The sequence below is a fragment of the Vibrio sp. A37 genome, assembly GCF_059777565.1.
Map to the genome: position 1 here is coordinate 1 of NZ_JBLNLI010000052.1, position 1,740 is coordinate 1,740.

At 44.2% G+C, this 1,740-nt stretch carries 1 protein-coding gene and 1 pseudogene; one reads left to right on the forward strand and one right to left on the reverse strand.

Features of this window, described 5'->3' with window-relative positions:
* On the forward strand, positions 1–1,092 hold a 1,092-nt coding region (locus ACM2FC_RS23425), incomplete at its 5' end, for a hypothetical protein (protein WP_498483448.1).
* 112 nt (positions 1,093–1,204) lie between these two features.
* Here the strand turns inward: ACM2FC_RS23425 and ACM2FC_RS23430 are convergent.
* Positions 1,205–1,628, reverse strand: a pseudogene (locus tag ACM2FC_RS23430) (nitroreductase family protein); the annotation flags it as partial.
* Positions 1,629–1,740: the final 112 nt, after the last annotated feature.

Sequence of the window (1,740 nt, forward strand, 5' to 3'; positions counted from 1 at the left end):
CCGGTGGCTCTGCGGGCGCACTCTGATGTGGAAGCGACGATCATTGATACCAAAGAGAGGTTGCGAGCGATACCAGACCGAGGGATTGGGTTTGGGGCGTTGCAGCAAGCGGGTGAGTTACCGGCTGAGTGGCCGCCTATTGCCTTTAACTACCTAGGTCAGCTGGGCGACATTCAGGCAGACTGTGATGGGATGTGGCAGTTAACGGGGGAGTTGGCGGGGGATGAAGTCTCATTGGAGAATCAGACGGCGCTGTTGCTCAATATTAATGGGGCGGTACAGTCAGGAGTGTTACGTTTCCACGTTCATTCGAGGTTAAGTTCAAGGCAGACTCAGGATTTTCTTCGGGTATTTGAGGCGGCCATAGAGACGGTGACGAACGTTGCTTGCCACAAAGCGGCACAAGGTGGGCTGCGTACACCTTCTGATTTCATGATTCGAAATCAGAAGGCGTGGGTGGAGTACAACAGAACATCAGAGGCTCAGGAAACTTTAATCGTATTTCCGTTAAAAGACATGGGTTACGAAATGTGGTTAAATACTCTGATCCCAGAGATCCCCTCACATATTCACCTCGTCATATTTGATACAGACAGAATCGGTAAGTACGACAGTTTTGAGGCTTGGTCATCAGATATAGCCGATACGATTATACAAAACGCCCTTTGCTTAACGGGGCATTGCTCGGTATTGGGGTGGAGTTTCGGTGCGGTGCTAGCTTATCTTACAGCGAATCGATTACAGGCTCTAAATATCGAAGTGGTGCACACCTTCTTAATGGATCCCTTAGTAACCGACTTGTTTACTGATAGACGTTATCAGGACAAAATTCATTGGTATAAAAATTTAGTTCTACCAACATTCGAAGGACAAACAACAGTGTATCAGTGTACTGTGCTGACTGAATCGATTGAATATACAGCAGACGCAGTTCGCTCTGATGGTTTAGGGTTCCGGCAATTATGCTCAAATATATCTGTGGTGAAGTTGCCCTGTTCGCATGGAGAAATACTATCAAATGATGAGTCTAAAAATAAGATGATCAATCATCTTTTAGAGAATATTAATGGCGATTCGTACCCTAAAGTATAAAGGTCGAGAGGTCACCAACTGAAATAGATGAATTGAGTATCGAACTTTGCCTTTATTTAAGATCAACTCATTGATGGGGAGGAGTATGTCAAAGAGCGGTTAACACATTATCCAATGCTAAACGAGCTAGTGTATGCAGTAGGTTACCTACTGCAATGTAAACCTGTGCTTTTGTCCAACCGTCATTGCAGCCATTGTCATCAGTACACATCTCGGCGAATAGATAAGAGCCGGTGAATTGGTCGTACATACGGGCAGGTAGGTGACCAGAAGATACTTCCGCATCAACACGATTTGAAGACTTCTCTTTGGTGAACTTTGGATTGTAGGCAAGAAGAGTCGTATGTGAAGCTTCTTTCGCGTGCGGATGGTTGAATTGGAAGTTGGTAGCAAACGTACAGTAGAAACGCTCTTTTGCTTCGTCAGAATCTATAACAATGAACTTCCAAAGTTTGAGAGTTAATCGATGATGCAGATAGACGACATGCCTCTTTCCGGACTTGCATATCTTCTGTGTCAATTGTCTTGTTAAGCAAGCAAGAGAAATCAGGGACACAGAATACGTCAAGTTAAAGATATGGCAAGTCTCAGTCAAAGAAACATACTCTATGTTTTATTCAAAAACTTAAGTTCACTTAAGCAGAAAAG